The sequence below is a fragment of the Nocardioides euryhalodurans genome, assembly GCF_004564375.1.
GTDB lineage: Bacteria > Actinomycetota > Actinomycetes > Propionibacteriales > Nocardioidaceae > Nocardioides > Nocardioides euryhalodurans.
In genome coordinates, this window is sequence record NZ_CP038267.1 from 62,209 (window position 1) to 79,865 (window position 17,657).

Below are 17,657 nucleotides of genomic sequence, written 5' to 3' on the forward strand. Positions count from 1 at the left end.
CCCACCCGCATCGAGGAGCACCCGCATGGCTGACAACCACGGCAACACCCCCGCCGCCTGGACCGGCGTCACGGTGGCGATGCTCGGTTTCATCGTCGGCGGTGTGGGCCTGATGCTCGACCCGGTCAGCATGACGCTGTTCTGGGTCGGTTGCGCCCTCGGCGTCGCCGCCCTCGTGGTGTTCGCCGTGATGGCCAGGATGGGTCTCAACAGCTCCGACCACTGAGGACCTCACCATGTCCGTGCTCGACGACATCGTCGCCGGGGTACGGATCGACCTCGACCGCCGCCGTGCGGTGACCCCTGACGCGGACCTGCGTGCCGCGCTGGCCGACGTGGATCCGCCCCGGGACCCGATGCCCCACTTCCGCGACCCCGGCTGCAGCGTGATCGCCGAGGTCAAGCGACGCAGTCCCAGCAAGGGCGACCTCGCCGACATCCCCGACCCGGCCGACCTCGCGCGCCGCTACGCCGCGGGCGGGGCGGCCGCGATCAGCGTCCTCACCGAGGAGCGTCGCTTCGGCGGCAGCCTCGACGACCTCCGCGCCGTGCGGGCCGCGGTCGACACGCCCCTGCTGCGCAAGGACTTCATGGTCGAGCCCTACCAGCTGCTCGAGGCCCGCGCCGCCGGTGCGGACCTCGCGCTGCTGATCGTGGCGGCGCTCGACGACGACCGGCTGCGCCTGCTCCACGACGAGGCCCGGACGCTCGGGCTGACCGTGCTCGTGGAGGTCCACGACGAGGCCGAGACCGAGCGGGCCGTCGCCCTCGGCGCCGAGCTGGTCGGCATCAACGCCCGCAACCTCAAGACCCTCGAGGTCGATCCCGGCGCCTTCGCACGGCTCGCGCCCCTCGTGCCCGAGGACCGCGTGCTGGTCGCCGAGTCCGGGATCACCGGCCCCGCCGACGTGGCGTCGTACGTCGCCGCAGGGGCCCGGGTTGTGTTGGTGGGGGAGGCTCTGGTCAGGGGCGGGGACCCCGCGGCCGCCGTGGCCGCCATGACCGGGACGACAGGAGTGACGCGATGACCGCCGACGACACCGCCCTCGGCTGGGACGCCGACGAGCGGGGCTACTTCGGCCAGTGGGGCGGTCGCTTCATGCCCGAGGCGCTGGTCGCCGCGCTCGACGAGCTCGACGCCGCCTGGCAGGACGCCAAGGCGGACCCGGGTTTCCAGCGGGACTTCGAGGCGATCCTGCGCGAGTTCGCCAACACGCCGAGCCCGCTCTACCACGCCGAACGCCTCAGCGAGCAGCTCGGCGTGACCCTGCTGCTCAAGCGCGAGGACCTCAACCACACGGGCGCCCACAAGATCCGCAACGTGCTCGGCCAGGCACTGCTGACCCGGCGGATGGGCAAGCCGCGCGTGATCGCCGAGACCGGCGCCGGCCAGCACGGCGTGGCCGCGGCCACCGCCGCGGCGTACTTCGGGCTGGACTGCACCGTCTACATGGGCGAGGTCGACACCCGGCGCCAGGCGCTCAACGTGGCACGGATGAAGCTGCTCGGGTCCACCGTGGTGCCGGTGTCCTCCGGCAGCGCGACTCTCAAGGACGCCATCAACGAGGCGCTGCGCGACTGGGTCGCCAGCGTCGACCACACCGCGTACCTCTTCGGCACGGCCGCCGGTCCCCACCCGTTCCCGAGCATGGTGCGCGACCTGTGCCGCGGCATCGGCGACGAGGCCCGCGCGCAGTGCCTCGACCACTGGGGCCGGCTGCCCGACACCGTGGCGGCCTGCGTCGGGGGCGGCTCCAACGCCATCGGGCTCTTCACCGCGTTCCTCGACGACCCGGACGTCGCGATCCTCGGGCTCGAGCCCGCCGGCGACGGCGTCGAGACCGGTCGTCACGCCGCCACCATCTCGGCCGGCGCACCCGGGGTGCTCCACGGGGCGCGGACCTTCGTGCTGCAGGACGACGACGGCCAGACCGTCGAGTCCCACTCCATCTCCGCAGGCCTCGACTACCCCGGGGTCGGCCCCCAGCACGCCCACCTGTCCTCGACCGGCCGCGCGACGTACGTCCCGGTGACCGACCGCGAGGCGATGGACGCGATGGCGCTGCTGAGCCGGACCGAGGGCATCATCCCCGCGATCGAGTCGGCCCACGCGCTCGCCGGCGCCTTCGACGCGGCCCGCCGCCTCGCCGAGGAGAAGGGCCCCGAGGCGATCATGCTGGTCAACCTGAGCGGCCGCGGCGACAAGGACATGGGGACGGCCATCGAGTGGTTCGGCCTCGACCCCGAGTCAGCGACCGAGGAGCCGATCGGATGAACACCACGGCGTCCGCCTTCGACAAGGCCCGCGGCGAGGGCAGGGCAGCCCTCGTCGGCTACCTGCCGGCCGGTTTCCCCGACGTCCCAGGCGGCATCGAGGCGCTGACCGCGCTGGTCGGCGCTGGCTGCGACGTGATCGAGGTCGGGCTGCCCTACAGCGACCCGGTCATGGACGGCCCGACCATCCAGGCGGCTGCGCAGCAGGCGCTCGAGGGCGGTGTGCGGACGACCGACGTGCTCCGCACGGTCGAGGCTGTCGCCGCGACCGGCACGCCCACGGTGGTGATGACCTACTGGAACCCCGTCGAGCGCTACGGCGTCGAGCGGTTCGCGGCCGACCTCGCGAGTGCCGGGGGAGCGGGCCTGATCACGCCCGACCTCACCCCCGACAGCGGCGCCGAGTGGATCGCTGCCGCGGACGCCCACGACCTCGACAAGGTCTTCCTCGTCGCCCCCAGCTCGACCGAGGACCGGATCGCCATGACCACGAAGGCCTGCCGCGGCTTCGTCTACGCCACCGCCGTGATGGGTGTGACCGGCGCCCGGACCACCACCAGCGACCTGGCGGGGCCGCTCGTCGCACGCACCCGCGCGGTCACCGAGCTGCCCGTCGCGGTCGGGCTGGGCGTCAGCAACGGCGACCAGGCCGCCGAGGTGGCGTCGTACGCCGACGGCGTGATCGTCGGCTCCGCCTTCGTCCGCACGCTGCTCGACCACCCCGGTGACCGGGCCGCCGGGCTGCGGGCGCTCGAGGCGCTCACCGAGGACCTGGCCGGGGGCGTGAGGCGTGCGTAGGAGCTTCGTCGTCCTCGTCGCCCTGCTCTCGCTCGTCCTGCTCGCCGGCTGCGGCTCCGACGCCCCGGCCGAGGGGGACGTCAGCGGGGCGGTCCTCACCGAGCCGTACGTCGTCCCCGACACCGCGCTGGTCGACACCGACGGCGAGCCGTTCTCGCTGGCCGCGGACACCGACGAGCGGCTCACGCTGGTCTTCTTCGGCTACACCAACTGCCCCGACATCTGCCAGATCGTGATGTCGAGCCTCAGCAGCGCGCTGACCCGCCTCGACGAGGCCGACCGCGAGGACGTCCAGGTGGTGTTCGTGACCACCGACCCGGCCCGCGACGACGAGGCGGCACTGCGCGACTACCTCGACCGCTTCGACCCCGCGTTCGTCGGTCTCACCGGTGACCTCGACACGATCACCGACATCGGCCTGGACCTCGGGGTCGCCGTCGAGAAGGGCGAGAAGCTCCCCAGCGGCGGCTACGAGGTCACCCACAGCACCCAGGTGATCGGCGTCGACGCCGAGGACCGGGCCCCGATCGTGTGGACCGAGGGCACCTCCGCCGAGGAGTTCGCCCAGGACGTCCACACCCTGCTGACCGGAGAGGTCTGATGGTCACGCTCTGGAGCATCCCGAGTCCCGACAACGGCGTCTGGTACCTCGGACCGTTCCCGCTGCGGGCCTACGCCCTCGCGATCATCCTCGGCATCGTCGCGGCGATCTGGATCGGCGAGCGACGCTGGGTCGCGCGCGGCGGCGAGAAGGGGGAGGTCACCGACCTGGCGATCTGGGCGGTGCCCTTCGGGCTCGTCGGGGGCCGGCTCTACCACGTCGCCACCGACTGGCAGCTCTACTTCCCCGACAACCCCTGGGGAGCGCTCTACGTCTGGCAGGGCGGGCTCGGCATCTGGGGCGCCATCTCGCTGGGCGCGGTCGGCGTGATCGTCGGCGCCAAGGTCAAGGGCATCAAGGTCCTCCCGCTGCTCGACGCCATCGCCCCCGGGATCCTGGTCGCGCAGGCGATCGGTCGCTGGGGCAACTACTTCAACCAGGAGCTCTTCGGGCGCCCCACCGACCTGCCGTGGGGGCTCGAGATCGCTGCAGACTTCCGCCCGGTCGGCTACCTCGAGGTCGCGACCTTCCACCCGACGTTCCTCTACGAGTTCCTCTGGAACCTCGCCGCCTTCGCCGTCGTGGTCTGGGCGGACCGCCGGTTCCGGCTCGGTCACGGCCGCGTCGTGGCGCTCTACGTGATGGCCTACACGCTCGGTCGTGGCTGGATCGAGATGCTTCGCATCGACGACGTCCAGATGAACGACGTGCTCGGCCTGCGGCTCAACGTCTGGACCTCGATCGTGCTGTTCCTGGCCGCGGCGGCCTGGTTCGTGTGGTCCGCGCGCCGCTACCCCGGTCGGGAGACGGTCGTTCGTCAGGCGAGAGACGAGCAGGAGCCCACCGCGACCGGGTGATAGCGTTGCCGAGCGCCTTGGGCCAACGTCGTCCCCTGCGTGGCATCCGCTTCAGCTGACTCGTCGCACGCTCCCCCGGGAGGGTCGGCGACCGACGACGACGGGAGAACGACCCAGTGTCATCGCACGCGTTCCCGCCGCACATCCCTCCTGCACAGGGCCTCTACGACCCGCGCCACGAGCACGACGCCTGCGGGGTCGCGTTCGTGGCCACGCTGACCGGCGAGGCCAGCCACGACATCGTGGCCAAGGCGCTCACGGCGCTGCGCAACCTCGACCACCGCGGCGCCGCGGGCGCCGAGCCGAACTCCGGCGACGGTGCCGGCATCCTGATGCAGGTCCCCGACGCCTTCCTGCGGGCCGAGGTCGACTTCGAGCTCCCCACCCACGGCTCGTACGCCGTCGGCACCGCCTTCCTCCCGGGCGACGAGGAGAAGGCCACCAAGGCGCGCAGCCGGATCGAGGAGCTCGCCGCCGAGGAGGGACTCGCCGTCCTGGGTTGGCGCGACGTGCCGACCGAGGCCGACGTGCTGGGGGCCACCGCGCTGAGCGTGATGCCGACCTTCAGCCAGGTCTTCGTCGCCGGCGCCAACGCCCGGGTCGCGGGGATGGCGCTGGAGCGGCAGGCGTTCTGCCTGCGCAAGCGGGCCGAGAAGGAGACGGGGACGTACTTCCCCTCCCTGTCCTCGCGCACCCTGGTCTACAAGGGGATGCTGACCACCGAGCAGCTCGACCACTTCTACCCCGACCTGCTCGACGAGCGGGTCGCCTCGGCGCTGGCGGTCGTGCACTCCCGCTTCTCCACGAACACCTTCCCGAGCTGGCCGCTGGCCCACCCGTTCCGGTTCATCGCCCACAACGGCGAGATCAACACCGTCATGGGCAACCGCAACTGGATGCGGGCGCGCGAGGCGCTGCTCGAGTCGGACCTGATCTCGGGCGACCTCGACCGGCTGTTCCCGATCTGCACGCCGGGGGCGTCGGACTCGGCCTCGTTCGACGAGGTGCTCGAGCTGCTCCACCTCGGCGGCAGGTCGCTGCCCCACTCGGTGCTGATGATGATCCCCGAGGCGTGGGAGAACCACGCCGAGATGGACCCCGCCCGGCGCGCCTTCTACCGCTTCCACTCCTCGATGATGGAGCCGTGGGACGGCCCTGCGTGCGTGGTCTTCACCGACGGCACCCAGATCGGCGCGGTCCTCGACCGCAACGGGCTGCGTCCCTCCCGCTACTGGGTCACCGACGACGGGCTGGTCGTGCTGGCCTCCGAGGTCGGCGTGCTCGAGCTGGACCCGGCCACGATCACCCGCAAGGGCCGGCTCAAGCCGGGCCGCATGTTCCTCGTCGACACCGACGAGCACCGGATCATCGAGGACGAGGAGATCAAGTCGGAGCTCGCCGCCGAGAACCCCTACGACGAGTGGCTCCACGCCGGGCTGATCCACCTCGACGACCTGCCGGACCGCGAGCACATCGTCCACACCCACGCCTCGGTCACCCGCCGCCAGCAGATCTTCGGCTACACCGAGGAGCAGCTGCGGGTGCTGCTCTCGCCGATGGCGAACACCGGCGCCGAGCCGCTCGGCTCGATGGGCACCGACACCCCGATCGCGGCGCTGAGCGACAAGCCGCGGCTGCTGTTCGACTACTTCAGCCAGCTCTTCGCCCAGGTCACGAACCCGCCGCTGGACGCGATCCGCGAGGAGCTCGTGACCTCGCTGGCCGGCACCATCGGCCCGGAGGCCAACCTGCTCGAGCCGGCGCCCGCCTCGTGCCGGCAGGTGGTGCTGCCGTTCCCGGTCATCTCCAACGACGACCTGGCCAAGATCCGCCACATCAACCGTGACGGCGACATGCCGGGCTTCATCACCCACGTCTCGCGCGGCCTCTACGACGTCGAGCGCGGCGGTGCCGCGATGGCCGAGCGGATCGACGAGATCTGCCGCGAGGTGTCCGCCGCGATCGCCGACGGCGCCCGCGTGATCGTGCTCTCCGACCGCCACTCCACCCAGGAGCTGGCGCCGATCCCGTCGCTGCTGCTCACCGGCGCGGTCCACCACCACCTGGTGCGCGAGAAGACCCGTACCCAGGTCGGTCTCGTGGTCGAGGCCGGCGACGTGCGCGAGGTGCACCACGTCGCGCTCCTCATCGGGTACGGCGCGGCTGCGGTCAACCCCTACCTCGCCATGGAGAGCGTCGAGGACCTGGCCCGCGACGCCTACTACGTCACCGCGGAGCCGGAGCAGGCGATGGCCAACTTGGTGAAGGCGCTCGGCAAGGGGGTGCTCAAGGTGATGTCCAAGATGGGCGTCTCCACCGTGGCGTCCTACACCGGCGCCCAGATCTTCGAGGCCGTCGGCCTCTCGCAGGCGGTCGTCGACAAGTACTTCACCGGCACCACCTCCAAGCTCGGTGGCATCGAGCTCGACACGATCGCCGAGGAGGTCGCCCGCCGCCACGCCGTGGCGTACCCCCGGGCCGGCATCGCCCCCTCCCACCGGCAGCTCGCCATCGGCGGCGAGTACCAGTGGCGTCGTGAGGGGGAACCGCACCTCTTCGACCCCGAGACGGTCTTCCGGCTCCAGCACGCCACCCGCACCGGGCAGTACGACATCTTCAAGCAGTACACCCAGCGCGTGGACGACCAGGCACTGCGGCTGATGACGCTGCGTGGCCTGTTCCGCTTCGCCGGTGACCGTGAGCCGATCCCGATCGAGGAGGTCGAGCCGGCCTCCGAGATCGTCAAGCGCTTCTCGACGGGCGCGATGTCCTACGGGTCCATCAGCAAGGAGGCCCACGAGACCCTTGCGATCGCGATGAACCGGCTGGGTGCGAAGTCGAACACCGGCGAGGGCGGGGAGGACTCCGACCGGCTCCACGACCCCGAGCGACGCAGCGCGATCAAGCAGGTCGCGTCGGGACGGTTCGGTGTCACCTCCGAGTACCTCACCAACGCCGACGACATCCAGATCAAGATGGCGCAGGGCGCCAAGCCCGGCGAGGGCGGCCAGCTGCCCGGCAACAAGGTCTATCCGTGGGTCGCCAAGACGCGCTACTCCACGCCGGGCGTGGGACTGATCAGTCCGCCCCCTCACCACGACATCTACTCCATCGAGGACCTCGCACAGCTGATCCACGACCTCAAGAACGCCAACCCGAGCGCGCGGGTGCACGTCAAGCTGGTCTCGGAGGTCGGGGTCGGCACGGTCGCGGCGGGCGTCTCCAAGGCGCACGCCGACGTCGTGCTCATCTCCGGCCACGACGGCGGCACCGGCGCCTCGCCGCTGACCTCGCTCAAGCACGCCGGAGGTCCGTGGGAGCTCGGCCTGGCCGAGACCCAGCAGACGCTGCTCCTCAACGGGCTGCGCGACCGGATCGTCGTCCAGACGGACGGCCAGCTCAAGACCGGCCGCGACGTCGTCATCGCCGCCCTCCTCGGTGCCGAGGAGTACGGCTTCGCGACCGCGCCGCTCGTGGTCTCGGGCTGCATCATGATGCGGGTCTGCCACCTCGACACCTGCCCGGTCGGCGTCGCCACCCAGAACCCCGTGCTCCGCAAGCGATACAGCGGCAAGCCGGAGTTCGTGGTGACGTTCTTCGAGTACATCGCCCAGGAGGTGCGCGAGCTCCTCGCCGAGCTCGGCTTCCGGAGCCTCGACGAGGCCATCGGCCGGGTCGACGCGCTCGACGTCGGCCGGGCGGTGCACCACTGGAAGGCCGCCGGGATGGACCTCACGCCGATCCTCCACCAGGCCACCGTGGCCGGGGAGTTCGGCCAGTTCGAGGGCCAGCACCTCCGCTGCACCGGGAGTCAGGACCACGGTCTGGACAAGGCGCTCGACAACGAGCTGCTCCGGATCGCCGAGCCCGCCCTCGAGCGGGGCGAGCCGGTGCGGGCGCAGCTGGAGATCCGCAACGTCAACCGGACCGTCGGCACGATCCTCGGTCACGAGGTCACCCGCCGCTACCGCGCCGAGGGCCTGCCCGACGGCACCATCGACCTGACCTTCCTCGGGTCGGCGGGCCAGTCGTTCGGGGCGTTCCTGCCCCGGGGAGTCACGCTGCGGCTCGAGGGCGACGCCAACGACTACGTCGCCAAGGGACTCTCCGGTGGCCGGATCGTCGTCCGTCCCGACCGGGGGGCCACCTTCGACGCCGAGCGGCAGATCATCGCCGGCAACGTCATCGCGTACGGCGCCACCAGCGGCGAGGTCTTCCTCCGCGGCCAGGTGGGGGAGCGGTTCTGCGTCCGCAACTCCGGTGCCACCGCGGTCGTCGAGGGCGTGGGTGACCACGGTTGTGAGTACATGACCGGCGGCCGGGTCGCGATCCTCGGGTCGACGGGCCGCAACTTCGCCGCCGGCATGTCCGGCGGGTACGCCTTCGTGCTCGACCTCGACGAGCATCGGGTCAACCGCGAGCTGGTCGAGCTGCAGCCGCTGGCCGAGTTCGAGGACACCAGCGCCCACGACGAGCTGCACGACCTGGTCACCCGTCACCACGAGGAGACCGGCTCCACCGTCGCCGAGGAGCTGCTCGCCGACTGGGACGCGTCGCTGGCCCGCTTCACGCGGGTGATGCCGCGCGACTTCCAGCGCGTGCTCGACGTCCGAGCCGAGGCCGAGGCCGAGGGCCTCGACGCCGACGAGGCCGATGCCAGGATCATGGAGGTGCTTCATGGCTGACCCCAAGGGATTCCTCAAGCACGGCCGCGAGGTCGCGACCCGCCGGCCCGTCGAGGAGCGCGTCAACGACTGGGACGAGGTCTACCCCGACGGGGTGGGCCGGGCCCTGCTGCCGATCATCAACACCCAGGCCGGCCGCTGCATGGACTGCGGCATCCCGTTCTGCCACCAGGGCTGCCCGCTGGGCAACCTGATCCCCGAGTGGAACGACCTGGTCTGGCGCGACGACTGGGACGGCGCGATCGAGCGGCTGCACGCCACCAACAACTTCCCGGAGTTCACCGGGCGGCTGTGCCCGGCCCCGTGCGAGCCGGCCTGCGTGCTCGGCATCAACCAGGACCCCGTCACCATCAAGAACGTCGAGGTCTCGATCATCGACCGCGCCTGGGAGTCCGGGTCGGTACGCCCGCAGCCACCCGAGTGGCTGTCGGGCCGCACGGTGGCCGTGATCGGCTCCGGGCCCGCGGGCCTGGCCGCCGCCCAGCAGCTCACCCGCGCGGGGCACACCGTGGCGGTCTACGAGCGGGCCGACAAGATCGGCGGGCTGCTGCGCTACGGCATCCCCGAGTTCAAGATGGAGAAGAAGCACCTCGACCGGCGCCTGGACCAGATGCGGCGGGAGGGCACCGTCTTCCGGGCCGGCATCGACGTCGGGTCGGCCCAGCTCACCGCACAGGTGCTGCGCGACCGCTACGACGCGATCGTGCTGGCCGTCGGCTCGACGGTCGGCCGCGACCTGCCCGTGCCCGGCCGCGACCTGGCCGGCATCCACCAGGCGATGGAGTTCCTGCCGCAGTCCAACCGGGTCTCCCTCGGCGAGGAGGTCGAGGGCCAGATCCGCGCGGACGGCAAGCACGTGGTGATCATCGGCGGCGGCGACACGGGCGCCGACTGCCTCGGCACCGCGATCCGTCAGCAGGCCGCGTCGATCACGCAGCTCGAGATCATGGCGCAACCCCCGGAGTCGCGTCCCGACGGCCAGCCGTGGCCGACGTACCCGATGACCTTCCGGGTCTCCTCGGCGCACGAGGAGGGGGGTGACCGGGTCTACGCGGCCTCCACCCAGGAGTTCCTCGCCGACGACGAGGGTCGGGTCCGGGCGCTGAAGCTGGTCGACGTCGACGCCAAGTTCCAGCCCGTCGAGGGCACCGAGCGCGAGATCCCGGCCGACCTGGTGCTGCTCGCGATGGGCTTCACCGGCCCGGAGCAGCCGGGTCTGGTCGAGGAGCTCGGGGTCGAGCTCGACGACCGCGGCAACATCGTGCGGGACGGCCAGTACGCCTCGTCGGTCGACGGGGTCTTCGTCGCCGGTGACGCGGGTCGTGGCCAGTCGCTGATCGTCTGGGCGATCGCGGAGGGGAGGGCGGCCGCGGCCGCGGTCGACCGGCACCTCACCGGTTCGACCAACCTGCCCTCGCCGATCCCGCCGACGGCGCGGCCGATCACCGCCTGAACCGGAGGTCCGGCGTCCGGAGTCCCGGGTGTTGGAACGATCAAACTGTTAGGGTTGAGCACGTGGCGAAAGCGAAGATCGTATGCACCCTCGGCCCTGCGACCAGTGACCCGGAGACGATCCGCGAGCTGATCGACGCGGGCATGGACGTCGCCCGGCTCAACATGAGCCACGGCAAGCACGCGGACCACGAGAAGGCCTACCTGCGGGTCCGCGACGCCGCGGACACCTCCGGGAAGGGCGTCGCGATCTTCGCGGACCTGCAGGGTCCCAAGATCCGGCTCGCGACCTTCGCCGACGGGCCCGTGGAGCTCGAGGACGGCGCCCGGTTCACCATCACCACGCGCGACGTCCCCGGCGACGTCAAGGAGTGCGGGACGACGTACGCCGGCCTCCCGGGCGACGTGGCCGCGGGCGACCAGGTGCTCATCGACGACGGCAAGATCCACCTGCGGGTGGTCGAGGTCGACGGGCAGGACGTCCACACCGAGGTCGAGGTCGGGGGACCGGTCAGCGACAACAAGGGCATCAACCTGCCGGGCGTCGCGGTGAGCGTCCCAGCACTGTCGGAGAAGGACGAGGACGACCTGCGCTGGGCGCTGCGGATCTCCGTCGACTTCATCGCCCTCTCCTTCGTCCGCAGCGCCAGCGACATCGAGCGGGTGCACGAGATCATGCGTGAGGAGGGTGTCTCGCTGCCGGTCATCGCCAAGATCGAGAAGCCGCAGGCGATCGACAACCTCGACGAGGTGATCAAGGCCTTCGACGGCTTCATGGTGGCGCGCGGCGACCTCGGGGTGGAGTGCCCGCTCGAGCAGGTCCCGCTGCTGCAGAAGCGGGTCGTCGAGAAGGCGCGCCGCAACGCCAAGCCGGTCATCGTCGCGACCCAGATGCTCGAGTCGATGATCTCGAACCCCAAGCCGACCCGGGCCGAGGCCTCCGACGTCGCCAACGCCGTCCTCGACGGCGCGGACGCGGTGATGCTCTCGGGTGAGACCAGCGTCGGCAAGCACCCCCTCGAGGCGGTCCGCACGATGCAGCGCATCGTCGTGGAGGTCGAGAAGCACGACCCCGGCGCCGTGGCCAGCATCGACTGGCAGCCTCGGACCCGCGGGGGAGTGATCGCCAAGGCTGCCGCCGAGGTGGCCGAGCGCGTGGGCGCTGCCTACCTCGTCGCCTTCACCCAGTCCGGCGACTCCGCCCGCCGCCTTGCGCGGCTGCGGGGACCGGTGCCGGTGCTGGCGTTCACGCCCGAGGACAAGGTGCGCTGCCAGCTGGCGCTCACGTGGGGCGTCGAGACCTTCCGCACCGACGCGGTCGAGCACACCGACGAGATGGTGCGCCAGGTCGACGAGCAGCTGCTCAAGATCGGTCGGGTCAAGGAGGGCGAGCTGGTCGTGATCATCGCCGGCAGCCCGCCGGGCATCCCCGGCTCGACCAACGCGCTGCGGATCCATCGGATGGGCGACGCGATCAACGAGGTGGCCCCGGCGTACCGGCGCCGCACCCGCTGACCCTCGCGACTTGGGACCGATCAGCGCATCGAGGCGCGCGACCGCATCGCGCTTCGACACGCTGAGTGTCTTCCAGCTCGATCGGCGTCAGGCAACATCGGCGATGTCGAGCGCCGAGGCGCACGACGCCACGATGTCGGCGGAGTGGTTGGCGAACTGCCACCGTGAGTACTCGTGCGCGCAGGGCGCTGTCGACGGTGGCTTGCGGCCGGACATGGGGCACGGACGTGAGCGTGCCCGGCACGACTGACAGTGCCGGGTGCGGGACTCGAACCCGCACGCCCGTGAGGGCAACGCATTTTGAGTGCGCAGTGTCTGCCTGTTCCACCAACCCGGCGTGGCGACGAAACGTTAGCGGACCCTTGGCAGCCGCCGGCCCACCGGCTAAAGTCTATTGAAACAGTAGACATAAAGGAGGTGGGGTCGTGCGGGCACCGTGGCAGTGGGGCGTCAGCAGCAACGAGCAGGCGGTGGCCAACGCGCGGGCGGCGACGACGGCGCTGAGCCGGAGGCGCGTGGAGCGGGAGGACGTCGAGCTCTACCTCCGCACTCGTCACGCAGCACCGGCCCCCGCCCTCGATGCGCACCGGGTGGAGGTCGCTCGCTAACCTGAGCGGGTGAGCCAGACCGCCCCGCAGGCCCCCCGACGCGTCGTCATCGCGGAGGACGAGGCGCTGATCCGCATGGACCTCGCCGAGATGCTCGTGGAGCAGGGGTACGACGTCGTCGGCCAGGCCGGCGACGGTGCCCGGGCCGTGGCGCTGGCCCAGGAGCTGCGTCCCGACCTGGTGATCCTGGACGTCAAGATGCCCGTCCTCGACGGCATCGCCGCCGCCGAGCGGATCGCGGCCGAGCGGATCGCGCCGGTGGTGATCCTCACGGCGTTCTCGCAGCGCGAGCTGGTCGACCGGGCCCGCGACGCCGGCGCGATGGCCTACCTCGTCAAGCCCTTCTCGCCGACCGACCTGGTGCCGGCCATCGAGATGGCGGTGAGCCGCTTCACCGAGCTCCACGCGCTGGAGGAGGAGGTCGCCGACCTCCAGGACCGGCTCGAGACCCGCAAGCTGGTCGACCGTGCCAAGGCGGTGCTCCAGAGCGAGCTCTCGCTGACCGAGCCCGACGCCTTCCGCTGGATCCAGAAGACGGCGATGGACCTGCGGCTGTCCATGCGCGAGGTGGCCCAGGGCGTCGTCACCCACGGTCCGGGCGTGACGGGAACCTGAGGGCCACCGGGTCCCAACGGTTTGGTCACAAATGGGCAACGACACCAACCGTTATGCGCAAGTGGTTCCAAATGGTGTCCCGACAGCGATACTTTCTGGCCCAAGTTCCGGACGCAGGACGTCCGGAGTTGACTAGTGAGCCGGAGGCCCCATGATCCGCACGTCCCGTGCCCGCCGACTCGGCGTGGCGCTCGCAGCGTCCGCGATCGTCCTCTCCGCCTGTGGCGGTAGTGACGAGCCGGACGAGGCTGCAGACCCGAACACCAGCGAGGAGACGGAGTCGGAGGCTGCGCCCACGGGCGACGGCACCCTCACCCTCGGCTCGCTGCTGCCCCAGACCGGTGACCTGGCGTTCCTCGGCCCGCCCGAGTTCGCCGGTGTCAACCTCGCCGTCGAGGACATGAACGCCGCCGGCGGCGTGCTCGGCCAGGACGTCGTCAACATCGAGGCGGACTCCGGCGACGGCACGCCCGACATCGCGGGTGCCGAGGTGGACAAGCTCTTCAACCAGGACGTCGACGCCATCATCGGTGCCGCTGCGTCCGGTGTGTCCGTGAGCGTGATCGACAAGATCACCGGCAACGGCACCGTCCACTTCTCGCCGGCCAACACCGCCGCGGGCTTCGACACCTACGACGACAACGGCCTCTACTTCCGGACCGCCCCGTCGGACCGGCTGCAGGGCCAGGTGCTCGCCAACCTCGCGGTCGAGGACGGCTTCTCCAACGTCGCCGTGATGGCTCGCCAGGACTTCTACGGTGAGGGTCTGGCCGAGCAGGTCCAGACGACGCTGGAGGAGAAGGGCGCCACGGTCGCCGAGTACGTCCTCTACGCCGCGGACGCCCAGAACTACACCGCGGAGGTCAACAAGATCGCGGCGGCCAAGCCTGACGCGCTCGTGCTGGTCGCCTTCGAGGAGACCACGAAGATCATCCCGCAGCTGATCGCCAAGGGGATCGGCCCGCAGGACATCCAGATCTACTTCGTGGACGGCAACCTGGCCGACTACTCGGCCGAGAACTTCGACCTCACCGGTGTCAAGGGCACGCTGCCCGTCTCCGGCGACCCGGACCCGGGGTTCAACGACCGTCTGCTCGAGATCGACCCCAAGCTGAAGGACTTCAGCTACGGTCCGCAGTCCTACGACGCTGCGATGATCATCGGTCTGGCTGCGATCGCCGCCGGTGACGACTCGGGCGAGGCCATCGGCGCCGAGATCATCAACGTCACCCGTGAGGGCACCCAGTGCTCGACGTTCGAGGAGTGCGCTCAGCTCCTCGAGGACGGCGAGGACATCGACTACGAAGGTGCCAGCGGTCCGACCGACATGAACGACTCCGGTTCGCCGGCGTCCGGCACCATCGGCATCAACGAGTACTCGAAGGGCAACACCTACGAGCAGGTCGACACGGTCTCCGGACTGGTCGAGTGACCTCCTCGCAGTAGCGCACCACACGCAAGAACCCCCCGGCCTGCGGGCCGGGGGGTTCTTCGTCGTCCGGGGCCGGCGTCGTCGCGCCGGCAGTGGTGCGACCCGGCGCGACGGACGGGCTACTTCTTGGCCAGCGTGCCGAGGTAGAGCTCGATGACCTTGGGGTCCTTGGCGAGCTCGCGGCCGGTGCCGGTGTAGGCGTTGCGGCCCTGGTCGAGGACGTAGCCGCGGTCGGCGATCTGGAGGCAGCGGCTGGCGTTCTGCTCGACCATGATCACCGAGACGCCGGTGCGGTTGATCCGCCGCGTCTGGACGAACACCTCGTCCTGCATGACGGGGGAGAGGCCGGCCGAGGGCTCGTCGAGCAGCAGCACCGACGGCTCCATCATCAGGGCGCGGCCCATGGCCACCATCTGGCGCTCACCGCCCGAGAGCGAGCCGGCCCGCTGGCTGCGGCGGTCGATCAGGGCCGGAAACAGCTCACCGACGAACTCGAAGCGCTTCTTGAACGACGAGGGCCGCTGGTAGGCGCCCATCTCGAGGTTCTCCTGGATGGTGAGGGAGGGGAAGACGTTGTTGGTCTGCGGCACGAAGCCGATCCCCTTGGTCACCAGCGCGTCGGCACGCTTGTTGGTGATGTCCTCGCCCTTCAGCGTGACCGTCCCGGTCTTGATCTTGACCAGGCCGAAGAGCGCCTTGAGCAGCGTGGACTTGCCGGCGCCGTTGGGGCCGATGATGCCGACCAGCTCCCCCTCCTGGCAGTAGAGGTCGGCGCCGTTGAGGATGTTGACGCCGGGGAGGTAGCCGGCGATCAGGTCGTCCGCCCGCAGCACCGCCCCCTCGGCTCCCTTGAGGTGTGCGCTCCGGTCGACCGCGGGCGCGTCGGTGTCAGCCACGGTGGTCCTCCTCGTGATCGATCTCGGCCTGGGCCTCGGCGAGGATCTTCTCCTCGAGGTCCTCGCTGATGTCCTGGTCGTGGTGGGAACCGAGGTAGGCGTCGATGACGCTCTGGTTGCTCATCACGGAGTCCGGCGGTCCCTCGGCGACGATCTGTCCCTGGGCCATGACGACGACCCAGTCGGAGATGTCGCGGACCATGTCCATGTCGTGCTCGACGAACAGGACCGTACGGCCCTCGTCGCGCAGCGACTTCACGTGGCCGAGCAGCGACTGCTTCAGGGCGGGGTTGACGCCCGCCATCGGCTCGTCGAGCATCACCAGCTCGGGGTCGGCCATGAGGGCTCGGGCCATCTCGAGCAGCTTGCGCTGTCCTCCCGAGAGCGAGCCGGCGAAGTCCTCGCGCTTCTTGATCAGCAGGAAGCGCTCGAGCAGCGCGTCGGCCCGCTTGGTGTTGGCGCTCTCCTGGCTGCGCCAGAGTGGGGCGAACATGGCTGAGAAGAGGCCCTCGCCGCGCTGCTTGGTGGCCCCGACCCGCATGTTCTCGATCACGGTGAGCTTCGAGAGCACCTTGGTCAGCTGGAAGGTGCGGACCATGCCCATCCGCGACACCTTGTAGGCGGCGACCTTGTTCAGCGAGGTGCCGTTGAACGCCCAGCTCCCCGAGCTGGGCCGGTCGAAGCCGGTCAGCAGGTTGAAGAAGGTCGTCTTGCCGGCACCGTTGGGCCCGATCAGTGCCGTGATCACGCCGCGCTGCACCTCGAAGTGCTTGACGTCGACGGCGGTCAGGCCGCCGAACTGACGCACGATGTCGTCGGCGACGAGGATCGGGTCGGGCTTGGGCGCCCCCGGCTCGTGGGGTACGTCCTGGAGCGCCTTGCGGGCGGCGGAGAGGTCCCCGGCCCCGGTGGTGGTGGTCGCGTCAGCGGGCATCGAGCGCCAGCTCCCTTCGGTCTCCGAAGATCCCTTGTGGTCGGAAGATCATGAGCAGCATCAGACCCAGGCCGAGGAAGATGAACCGCATCAGGCTGGCCTGCTGCGAGTCCATGATCGCGGCGGGGATGAGCGGGTCGGCGCCTCGCGTCGCCTGGCTGAAGAAGGTGCCGAGCCCCGTGATGAGGAACCAGAAGATGATCGAGCCGGCGACCGGGCCGAGCACTCGCGCGGCGCCACCGATCAGCAGCACCGTGTAGGCGAAGAAGGTCACGTCGGTGGCGAAGAACGACGGACCGACGGCGGCCGAGCGGAGCGACACCATGAAGCCGGCGAGCGCACCGAACAGGCCGCCGATGATCAGCGACTGCATCTTGTAGGAGTAGACGTTCTTGCCGAGCGAGCGCACGGCGTCCTCGTCCTCACGGATCGACTTGAGGACCCGGCCCCACGGACTGCGCATGAGCAGCCACACGACCAGGCACGAGAGGGCGACCATGGACCAGCCGACCGTCATCACCCACGTGTCGTACGCGCTCCACTTCACGATCCCGAGGTCGAGGGGGTCGGAGTAGGGGTTGACGGCCCGGAAGCCGCTGATGAAGTCGGTGACGCCGTCCTGGCCGCCGAAGGTATCCGAGAAGGTGGCGGCACTGATCGTCTGCCGGATGATCTCGGCCGCCGCGATCGTGACGATCGCGAGGTAGTCGGCCCGCAGCCGCAGCGTCGGCACACCGAGCAGCAGTGCGAGCACGACGGTGAGGAGGAGCCCGACCACCACGCCGAGCCACAGGGACGACGAGAAGATGGTCACGGCGCCGGCGAGCGAGTAGCCGGCGACCATCATGAAGCCGGCCTGGCCGAAGTTGAGCAGTCCGGTGTAGCCGAAGTGGACGTTGAGGCCGATCGCCGCCAGGCAGTAGATGATGGCGGTCGGGCCGAACGCCTGCTGCAGCGAGTCGCTCAGGATAGTTGTGAAGTCCATGTCCC

The 17,657-nt window shown here is 70.4% G+C and carries 15 protein-coding genes and 1 tRNA gene; 12 read left to right on the plus strand and 4 right to left on the minus strand.

The features are described from left to right. The first annotated feature begins 25 nt into the window (after nucleotides 1-25). The 9 genes from EXE57_RS00295 to pyk all read left to right on the plus strand — a co-directional run bounded on the left by EXE57_RS00295 (nucleotide 26) and on the right by pyk (nucleotide 12,182). Nucleotides 26-226, plus strand: a complete 201-nt coding sequence (locus tag EXE57_RS00295; RefSeq protein ID WP_135072931.1) for an HGxxPAAW family protein — start codon at nucleotides 26-28, stop codon at nucleotides 224-226. A gap of 10 nt (nucleotides 227-236) precedes the next feature. Beyond that, nucleotides 237-1,028, plus strand: coding sequence for an indole-3-glycerol phosphate synthase TrpC (trpC, locus tag EXE57_RS00300; RefSeq protein WP_135072933.1), 792 nt, complete (start codon nucleotides 237-239; stop codon nucleotides 1,026-1,028). Next, nucleotides 1,025-2,275, plus strand: coding sequence for a tryptophan synthase subunit beta (gene trpB / locus EXE57_RS00305; protein ID WP_135072935.1), 1,251 nt, complete (start codon nucleotides 1,025-1,027; stop codon nucleotides 2,273-2,275). Before trpC ends, trpB begins: the two co-directional genes overlap by 4 nt. Then, the gene (trpA, locus tag EXE57_RS00310; protein WP_135072937.1) at nucleotides 2,272-3,072 is read left to right on the plus strand and encodes a tryptophan synthase subunit alpha; all 801 of its coding nucleotides are present in this window, start codon (nucleotides 2,272-2,274) and stop codon (nucleotides 3,070-3,072) included. The genes trpB and trpA overlap by 4 nt, the downstream gene beginning before the upstream one ends. Further along, a complete protein-coding gene (locus tag EXE57_RS00315) occupies nucleotides 3,065-3,673 on the plus strand; it encodes an SCO family protein (protein ID WP_135072939.1) in 609 nt (202 codons plus the stop codon). Before trpA ends, EXE57_RS00315 begins: the two co-directional genes overlap by 8 nt. Continuing rightward, complete coding sequence (gene lgt, locus EXE57_RS00320) at nucleotides 3,673-4,530, plus strand: prolipoprotein diacylglyceryl transferase (protein ID WP_135072941.1); 858 nt, start codon at nucleotides 3,673-3,675, stop codon at nucleotides 4,528-4,530. Before EXE57_RS00315 ends, lgt begins: the two co-directional genes overlap by 1 nt. A 116-nt stretch (nucleotides 4,531-4,646) precedes the next feature. Continuing rightward, complete coding sequence (gene gltB, locus EXE57_RS00325) at nucleotides 4,647-9,215, plus strand: glutamate synthase large subunit (RefSeq protein ID WP_135072943.1); 4,569 nt, start codon at nucleotides 4,647-4,649, stop codon at nucleotides 9,213-9,215. Continuing rightward, nucleotides 9,208-10,668, plus strand: a complete 1,461-nt coding sequence (locus EXE57_RS00330) for a glutamate synthase subunit beta (protein WP_135072945.1) — start codon at nucleotides 9,208-9,210, stop codon at nucleotides 10,666-10,668. Before gltB ends, EXE57_RS00330 begins: the two co-directional genes overlap by 8 nt. A gap of 62 nt (nucleotides 10,669-10,730) precedes the next feature. Then, a complete protein-coding gene (gene pyk / locus EXE57_RS00335) occupies nucleotides 10,731-12,182 on the plus strand; it encodes a pyruvate kinase (RefSeq protein WP_135072947.1) in 1,452 nt (483 codons plus the stop codon). Between the two features lie 253 nt (nucleotides 12,183-12,435). Here pyk and EXE57_RS00340 read toward each other — a convergent pair. After that, nucleotides 12,436-12,519 (minus strand) — tRNA-Leu (locus tag EXE57_RS00340). Nucleotides 12,520-12,607: 88 nt separating this feature from the next. On the opposite strand from EXE57_RS00340, the gene EXE57_RS00345 reads away from it, so the two are divergent. The 3 genes from EXE57_RS00345 (at nucleotide 12,608) to EXE57_RS00355 (ending at nucleotide 14,837) form a co-directional block, all read left to right on the plus strand. After that, a complete protein-coding gene (locus tag EXE57_RS00345) occupies nucleotides 12,608-12,790 on the plus strand; it encodes a hypothetical protein (RefSeq protein ID WP_135072949.1) in 183 nt (60 codons plus the stop codon). Between the two features lie 75 nt (nucleotides 12,791-12,865). Then, entirely contained in the window at nucleotides 12,866-13,405 is a 540-nt protein-coding gene (locus EXE57_RS00350; protein WP_208543028.1) for an ANTAR domain-containing response regulator, read from the plus strand. Between the two features lie 151 nt (nucleotides 13,406-13,556). After that, nucleotides 13,557-14,837: an ABC transporter substrate-binding protein gene (locus tag EXE57_RS00355; protein WP_135072953.1), complete on the plus strand. Its 1,281-nt coding sequence runs from the start codon at nucleotides 13,557-13,559 to the stop codon at nucleotides 14,835-14,837. Nucleotides 14,838-14,956: 119 nt separating this feature from the next. Here EXE57_RS00355 and EXE57_RS00360 read toward each other — a convergent pair whose 3' ends face one another. From EXE57_RS00360 to EXE57_RS00370, 3 genes are read right to left on the minus strand one after another with little or no spacing between them, the layout of a single operon-like run. Further along, a complete protein-coding gene (locus EXE57_RS00360) occupies nucleotides 14,957-15,733 on the minus strand; it encodes an ABC transporter ATP-binding protein (RefSeq protein ID WP_208542919.1) in 777 nt (258 codons plus the stop codon). After that, entirely contained in the window at nucleotides 15,726-16,667 is a 942-nt protein-coding gene (locus tag EXE57_RS00365) for an ABC transporter ATP-binding protein (protein WP_135072957.1), read from the minus strand. The genes EXE57_RS00360 and EXE57_RS00365 overlap by 8 nt, the downstream gene beginning before the upstream one ends. After that, nucleotides 16,657-17,652: a branched-chain amino acid ABC transporter permease gene (locus tag EXE57_RS00370; protein ID WP_135072959.1), complete on the minus strand. Its 996-nt coding sequence runs from the start codon at nucleotides 17,650-17,652 to the stop codon at nucleotides 16,657-16,659. The genes EXE57_RS00365 and EXE57_RS00370 overlap by 11 nt, the downstream gene beginning before the upstream one ends. Nucleotides 17,653-17,657: the final 5 nt, after the last annotated feature.